Here is a 7,806-nt window from a genome sequence, read left to right as displayed (position 1 = left end):
TTCCAACCCTGCTCACGAATCTGTTTGCACATACTATCATAACTACGTGAATAACATGCTTGGTTCATATAGAAAGTCATTCCTATATGAACCATTCGTTATAATTGGCAATATATATTTGCCATGACAATTTCGCAACCTTTTACCAGAACTACAAATACACGCCATATGACCTCTGTACTTATTATTGTAAATACTATTTCCCTATATTGTTCCTTGGTCAACTTCAAATCATTTAAATAATAATCAAGCAATCCTTTATAGCCATGTTTTCTATCACCAAATGGATAAGTCTTGTATTTTCCAAACCAATCTAAGGTGTATATAAAAGCATTCACAAATTTCTCAATAAAAGCTATCAAAGACGGATTTTCATTTAAGAAATATATCATTTCGCCTATTGTTGCCAAACAAACATTACCATCCTGATAGATATGTTCTATATGTTCTGGATAATCGTATACATAAAATTTGGAAATGCTATTGGGGAAGTTTTTTGGAATTGTAAGCTTAATGTTTCTTTCGCCTTGAGCAATATGTCCATCATAATCCAAGGAGTATTTATATCCCCCCTTGGATTATATACTCTATATCATTATCAACTATCGTTAATCTCGGCTGACTATCTAACAATTGCTTGATTTCATAGCTTAATCCATAACTCATATTACTTCTTCCAAGGTTTTGTAGGTGTAATTATTGTAGGCGTTTCAAAAGTTTCTGCAAAAACTCTTGTATTAATATCATTGTGAATACTTTGCTTGAATTTTCGTTCATCCTCAATATTCATAAAGACATTTAATGCCAAAACCCATTTGCTCATATTACTCAACCTATTGTCTGTATATCGTTCGATAAGATTTTCTCTTAAATCAATTGGATTTAATATTTTGCCATCCTGCATTAGAGATATACTTTTATTGCTAAATCCAACAATAAAAGCATTTACTATTTCCGAAACCGATGAACACCCTTTATCTTTTACACTGTCTGTAACTAAAGCTGATATTAGAATTGATGATGGCTTATCATTTCTTAATTTTCTTCTGTAGTAATAAATGTCTCTATGTCTCTTGATAAATTGAACGACTCTTTGCAAGTTTGACCTATAATAAATTGGTATTTTTTCTACACTTTCAAACACCATTCTAATATTATTTGGCAAATTATTGTACTGCTCTGATTTCATATCGGTAGTTAAATGCGATTACTAATTTCCAAAAACCAATCTCCGAAACCGAGAGGATTACTTGTGAGCCAATCATATACAGATAATTCTTTATTTGTTATGGCAACAGTTTTTTCTGCGTTTGAATATGAAACCCCTGAGTTGATAATGTCTTTCTTAATCAAAATATCTTCGTCAACTGACGGAACAATATCCAAAGAAAATCCAACTCCATCTGATACTTCTGCATACTTTAACGTCCAACAGTTTATAGCTTCTTTTTCCAACCTATCGGAATAAAGTCCACTTTATTTTATGCAATTGCCAACATCATTTTTTACACTTTTTATATCCGTATCTTCCTTTCTTCTTTTCAATATCGCCAATACATCTTAGTCATAATCATGATCTTTACCCTCACGGTATCGGCGTATTGTTGTTCCTATCAAAAATGAACCCTGTGGATTAAAAACAGAATCCAAACCTTGTTCATCTAAATATTTTGATAAGGCAGCATACTTATCTCTGGCATTTTTCTCCATTGTTGGAATTAAGTCTAAATCAGTTAACGATTTTAATATGTCTTTATCTCTATTCAATATTTTGTTTTTCCCCTCTCTCCATATCCTTTATTGAAGATTTTATATGTTCTTTTTCTTCTATTGACAACCCATACTTATCAAATAACTGCTCGTCAATTTCTTTTATTGATTTTGACCAATCAATATCCGATTTTTCTGTGAAATCTTGCATTGGAACATTATTAAAAACTTCTTTATTTAGCCTTTGAGTTGCTTTTAAAGAACCTATTAGATATCTTATAAACTTTGTTCGTAAATATTTTTCTAAATTTTCAGCACTGCTCTTATTCTGAAAATTACCAATTGAAATAAATGTTTGAGTAAACCCAGAATTATTTTCAAGTATTCTTGGTATTCCAATAATATTAACAGGTTGCTTCCCGAGATTTCCTGCTGCACCATTTGTTGCAGCAAGAAGTATTTTCCATCCTTCTAAATTGCTATTCCTTATATCTATATATTTCTTATCAATATATTTATTTGACAACTTTCCACTTTTATCATTACCGTAAATTTTAATTTGATTTTCATTTATCTTTTCTGTAATAAAAAAATCAAATTTGTTTTGTAAAATTGATGTAATTAATCGTCTCTCTGTACCTATTTTTCTCTTTATATTTGGATAATCTGCATAAAGAACATCGAGATTAAACTTCGTTTGCAAAAATATTTCAGAAGCGATTGATAAAAAATCTTTATAGTGTATAACTTTATTTACAACCGTTCTAACATTTTCATCTTGATAAAACCTTATAATTGGACTGAAAACTTTTTTCTTGTTTCTAACTGTAATTACTATAGAACTTGATAAGGAAATGTTAGGAAACATAACTCTAGAATCTGTTTCATATCTTGCAACATAAATATGTTTATCATTTAACATTTTTTTATTCCATTTTTTGGATGTTTTACCTGCATTAAACAAAAATTTTCCTGGTGAAATGAATACTGAATAATCAGAAATTGCATATCCTATTTCCATAAAATAATTATATATTTGTTTATCACTTGTCCCTTGTATTGATTCTTGATATGGTGGGTTACCAATTACTGCTCCAAATTTCACTGTATTCTCACCTTCCTTTATTTCATCATTTAATGTGATTTCATTAAACAGTCTATCTTGCTTAAGTAAATCATTAATTTTTACATAATCTACTTCTCCATTTTCATTTTTCACTTCAATCAAATCATATGCATTAAACCCTATTGCTATATTATTTATATTCAAATTCAATATCTCATAAAATCTCCTTGTAAATTCATATGCCATTGATGAGGTTGGGATTGAATATATAAGATTCTTCACTTCATCATGTGAATACTCAAGCTCAGATGTTAATCTTTTATAAAGCGAAACTACATATTCTCCAGACTTGCTTGCAATATCAAGTAACTTATCTTGCTTATCTACTATTTTTCTTAAGCCTTCTTCTGGTAACAAAGCTACCATCTCATCACACACTTTTGATGGAGTAATAACTTCAGATTCTGACATTCGATTGAATTTTTTAATTGAAGTCATCGCCCTATCAAGGGGAGCAACTTTTTCATCTGACGCAAGCATAGAAATATTTTGAATTTTATAATCCAAACTACTTCTCTTAAACGGATCCATCATATCGCTAATCTTTTGTAAAACAGCTCTATCTAGATATAGGTTGCTTGCAATTCTTTTGTTATCATGCCTTTCCAATGTATTTAAAATATCATCTAAAGAAGAGACCTTATCTTTTGTTAAGAAAGAATAAAAAAGTAATCTTTGATAATATGTCTTAATCTGACTTTCCAGTTTTTTAACCTCATCCGCTGTTTTAGTTTCGGAATAATCCTCACTCAACTTGTCTTTTTTATCTTCCTTTGCTTTCTTATCATCTTTTGGTTCTTCTATATCAAAATCCTCACCATCTCCTTGATTTGGATCTATCATCATTCCTTGCTTTGAATTAAATTCACCTTGGACTTCTATAACCCTTCTTATATCATCGTCATTTAAAAGGGATAAATCAGCAGGTATATCAACTACTTCATCTGAAACGCTTCTTTGATTATTATACTCACTTACTGCCTCTAAAATATTTGTAGCATTTACTTGTTTAATTTTATTACGATTCATCACAATAATCGGTGAAATACGAAGTTCCTCTATGATTCTTTCTCTTAGTTTGCTATTCCCATTTTCTTCTGTGTTTACATTGTAGATAAGAGATTTTTGTTCCTGCATTCTAAATAGACGATTTGGATCAAAATCAACTAGCAAAGTTTGTGGTTTTAAGTTTTCTTTTATAAATCCATTTTCACTCGACATTGTTCTAATATACTGATTTTGTAATCTGAAAATAGATTGATCATATTCTTGTGGGGAAGCTGTATCTTTAAAATAAAGCATGGTATCCCATTGTTCTACAGTAGAACCTGTTAGCATTCGATTTACCGTTAAGGTTAGTGTTTTTTGATTGTTTTCTTCACACTCTTTAATCTTTCTTTTAATATCGTCGGGCTTACTATATTCTTTTCTTGCATCAACACCTGAAATGTTTATGATTTCATATTCACCTAAGTTCTTAAATGTACCTTTATTTGTACTAATAAGCTCTTCCATTGCATCGCAAGAAGCACAATAAGGTAAAACCATAACCATGTGTCTACACATCTTACCTTCTTTGATTTTGTCGTAGTCTAAGAACCCTAATAGCTCTTCATCTTCTTTGCTTCCATCAATTACCTTAAGCAAATCAAGAATTTCATGCTCATTTATAAACTTCTTATGTCCTTGATGATTCGTATCTTTTTTTATGGAAATTGGTTCAAATAATTTTGAAAAAGCAAAACTAACCCCACTTTTCCTCAAAGCTTCCATTTTTTTGCGAGAAGATTTGTTTGGATTAAAAGCAAAACGAACCATCTGTGGAAAGCCATAATATGGATTGTCCCATTCATTCACATCATCATTGTTAAGATGTTTCCTATCCCACTCTTCTTGCTCTTTCACAATATCTGAGAACTGAACAAAAGAGATAATATCCTCTTTTTCAAATTCACTTCCCATCAAAATACGATAGGGCGTTCCTGATAAATGCAATCTAATTTTTGCATTGATTTTTTTTATTTCAACATCTGCTTCAACTAAATCTATATTTTCATCTTCAAGTTTACTGATGTTCTTTTCATCCGCCTTATCATAACCCGCGTTCTTTAAAATCTTTCCAAAAGATTCTGCTCTTGCACCAAAATGTGTTTCATCAACGATAAGTAGGTCTATTTGTTCTCCAAAAAGCTCCTTATGTTTATCCTTAATGTTATCCCCTTGAAGATCTTGCAAGGTAAGGAAAATAACCATTTTCTTTCCTTCGGAATGCTTCTCAGATATTACATTCTCATTAGCCAACAAATCAGATGATTCTATAAAAACATACGCTGAAAAGTTACCTGCACTTTCTACCGTTTTTTTCCATTCATCCTTAACATCTGCTTTAGCTGACACAACTAAGACAGTTTGAGCTTTCATTTCTAAAGCACAACAAAGTGAAGTAAAAGATTTTCCAAAACGCATAACTGCATACATTAGTAGATTTGTACGTCCATTTTTCACCGCCTGTATAAAACTATTTACAGCAGCTTCTTGATTTGGTCTTAAGTCCCAATTTCCACCTCTTTGATAATGATATGTCTGAGGTAATCTATTTTCAGAACTATAATATTCATACTTACTTGAGTTAGCTTGATAATTTTCCTTTATATCTTCAATAGCATTTTCAATATCCAGTATTTGAGTCTCTTTAAAAAATTCTCTACTGTAATAAATGCCATCTTCTAAATCATCTGGTTTTAATCTTTTCTTATTTAAATCATTTTCAAGATATTGATGAATGGCATAATCTCTAAAATAAGTTTCTTTATCAATTATGGCTTTATTCTCATATTGTTTTTCAAGCTCTGGGAAAAATTCTCTCCATTCATTTAATCTTTTTGATACTGGTCTATACGTATCGCCAACCTTTAAATAATTCGGTACTGTGTTGGTCGTAAAAGCGTAGATATGAGGCTCTACACGACCTATGATAATCCTGTCCAGTATATCTATATCTTCAATCTTATTTTCTTTCATTTGCATCATCCTCTTTATTTAGCAAGTCTTGGAAAGTAATATTTTTTCTTGCTCGCCAATCTTTTATAATACATAACGCATTTTCTTCTTTCTTCATAAAATCAAATAGTGTCATCTGTTCATTTGGTTCAGTCGGTTCACTATATGGAATAGTATATGTTAGACCATCCATCTGCCATAGATTCCACGAGACTATCTTGGCTATCCTTAAAAGCTCTTTCTCTTCCGGTTCCCTTTTAAGTCTTTCTTGCATATAGTCACAATACGAAATGAGTAAATTTTCTCTCGCTATAAGCAGGCTGTCCCCTTGAAACTCAAAACCATAAACACTTTGAAATGCTCTTTCTGACCATTTAAGCCATTCATCTTCACTAATAGCATTTTCATTTACTACTCTCATTTTCCTATCTAAAATACCGATTCGTTCATATAAATCTATAAACTTGCCCGTTACAGTATCATATCTACTCACTAAATAAGGTGCTTCTCCACAAGTGATTTCAAGTCTTCTTTCATCAACATATTTTTGCCAGGTTTTGTTCTTTTTATGTGGAAATTCTATTTTATCTGTTGTTGCAATCCATGACTTTCCATTTTCTACATTAAAAACAGAAGTTTTTTCAAACCATGCATTATCAACCAAATTATTTTGAGCATTACAAACCCAGCTAGGTGTAAACACCTCTGCTTTTTCCTTTGTTCTATTTCCTTGATTTTCCTTAGTCTTTAGTATTCTAGGTTGAATAACATTTGAATTATCACCAGTAATAAGACTAAAAAGAATAGGATAGTGAGAATAGTACTCTTTACCTAATATCTCATAGTCATCTGTTCCCCAGATAATATTTCTATTCGTAGTCCTATCAATAAGGAGAGTTTCCAGAACTTTTTTGCTCCATTTATCCTCATCTACATCAATTGTAAATGCCATTTATTTATCTTCCTCTATGTCTTTTTCAATACAAATCAAATCTCCTACATCTGCACCTAATTCTTCACAAATTTTCCCGATTACAGAAAGAGATACCGCATCACCTCTAACCATTTTTGATATCGTTGTTGGTGATATTCCTGTCTCATCAATTAAATCCTTCTTCTTCATATTCTTATCTATCAACAACTTCCATAATCCATTGTAGTTAAATTTCATTATTGTTCCTCCAAATTCCATCTTATTGGATTTTTTATACATAGATTATACCACAAACCACGCCTTATTCATATTCCAAAAAATTGCAAAAAAATAATCGGTGCAGTCCGAAGACCACTTCGACCATAAATTTATCTTTCAATTTCTCTATTTACATCTTTCTTTTCTTTTGACTTATCATTATATTTAACAAGTTGTTTTTTAATCGCATCTATAACCGACTCTTTTTTCTCTGTTTCATCACTTTCCATATATTCATTCATATTAACTTTCAAATTTTCTAATTCATTATACTGTACTGCTAATGAATTGTGTTTCTTAGCAATATCCTCTTGTTTAGCTTGCAATTCTTTAGAATGCTCATTTAACTTTCGAAAAAGATTTTTACCTGATTTTTTCTTCAATACTTCTAATACAGTATCTTTCAAATGCGGAAACTGTTTCAGAAAAATATCTATCTCCTTATAAGATTTCTGATAGTCTTCCACATCTTTTTTGTTCATTATCATATAACTTTTATCATTCAGATTTTTACGATAGCCCTCATAATGTTCTCTTTTGCTGATACAGATTTGAATATGTTTAACGACTTCCTTTATCCTCTTTTGCCCCCATGAAAGTTTATCAAATTCTCGTTTCAATTCATTTTATAAATTGCAAATAGAACTTAGCCACCTAGAACAAAGTAGGCCTCGCTCATGAGAAGTGTGAGTTCAATGATCCATGTAGCTGTTTAATCTTTCTGTGAGGGCTTGACAAGGAGCCTCCTTCGCCATGGTTTCCTAGCGTAAACGCCAGA

Annotated in this window: 8 protein-coding genes; all 8 read right to left on the bottom strand. The window is 31.0% G+C overall.

Translation table 11 applies throughout. The features are described 5' to 3' along the window. Positions 1–98 precede the first annotated feature (98 nt). The gene (locus ACQV2T_RS09030; RefSeq protein ID WP_428893576.1) at positions 99–554 is read right to left on the bottom strand and encodes a hypothetical protein; all 456 of its coding nucleotides are present in this window, start codon (positions 552–554) and stop codon (positions 99–101) included. A 113-nt stretch (positions 555–667) separates the two neighbouring features. Continuing rightward, complete coding sequence (locus ACQV2T_RS09025) at positions 668–1,189, bottom strand: hypothetical protein (protein ID WP_428893575.1); 522 nt, start codon at positions 1,187–1,189, stop codon at positions 668–670. 8 nt (positions 1,190–1,197) lie between these two features. After that, positions 1,198–1,455: a hypothetical protein gene (locus tag ACQV2T_RS09020; RefSeq protein WP_428893574.1), complete on the bottom strand. Its 258-nt coding sequence runs from the start codon at positions 1,453–1,455 to the stop codon at positions 1,198–1,200. A 105-nt stretch (positions 1,456–1,560) separates the two neighbouring features. Beyond that, a complete protein-coding gene (locus tag ACQV2T_RS09015) occupies positions 1,561–1,767 on the bottom strand; it encodes a hypothetical protein (RefSeq protein WP_428893573.1) in 207 nt (68 codons plus the stop codon). Beyond that, positions 1,760–5,857, bottom strand: coding sequence for an Eco57I restriction-modification methylase domain-containing protein (locus ACQV2T_RS09010; RefSeq protein ID WP_428893572.1), 4,098 nt, complete (start codon positions 5,855–5,857; stop codon positions 1,760–1,762). Before ACQV2T_RS09010 ends, ACQV2T_RS09015 begins: the two co-directional genes overlap by 8 nt. Continuing rightward, positions 5,844–6,788, bottom strand: a complete 945-nt coding sequence (locus ACQV2T_RS09005; protein ID WP_428893571.1) for a restriction endonuclease subunit M — start codon at positions 6,786–6,788, stop codon at positions 5,844–5,846. The genes ACQV2T_RS09010 and ACQV2T_RS09005 overlap by 14 nt, the downstream gene beginning before the upstream one ends. Further along, positions 6,789–7,007 (bottom strand): helix-turn-helix domain-containing protein, encoded by a 219-nt coding sequence (locus tag ACQV2T_RS09000; protein ID WP_036763072.1) that lies wholly within the window; start codon positions 7,005–7,007, stop codon positions 6,789–6,791. It abuts the gene before it with no gap. A 131-nt stretch (positions 7,008–7,138) separates the two neighbouring features. Then, positions 7,139–7,648, bottom strand: coding sequence for a hypothetical protein (locus ACQV2T_RS08995; protein ID WP_428893570.1), 510 nt, complete (start codon positions 7,646–7,648; stop codon positions 7,139–7,141). Between the last annotated feature and the right edge of the window lie 158 nt (positions 7,649–7,806).

Origin of the sequence: Facklamia sp. P13069, assembly GCF_050409405.1 — a bacterium.
Lineage (GTDB): Bacteria > Bacillota > Bacilli > Lactobacillales > Aerococcaceae > Facklamia.
This window is presented reverse-complemented; position numbering and strand designations above follow the sequence as displayed.

Excerpts from the sequence above, each read along its gene's own strand:
- ACQV2T_RS09025 (WP_428893575.1), bottom strand. The coding sequence starts at position 1,189 with ATGAAATCAGAGCAGTACAATAATTTGCCAAATAATATTAGAATGGTG.
- ACQV2T_RS09000 (WP_036763072.1), bottom strand. The coding sequence starts at position 7,007 with ATGAAATTTAACTACAATGGATTATGGAAGTTGTTGATAGATAAGAAT.
- ACQV2T_RS09005 (WP_428893571.1), bottom strand. The coding sequence starts at position 6,788 with ATGGCATTTACAATTGATGTAGATGAGGATAAATGGAGCAAAAAAGTT.
- ACQV2T_RS09010 (WP_428893572.1), bottom strand. The coding sequence starts at position 5,857 with ATGAAAGAAAATAAGATTGAAGATATAGATATACTGGACAGGATTATC.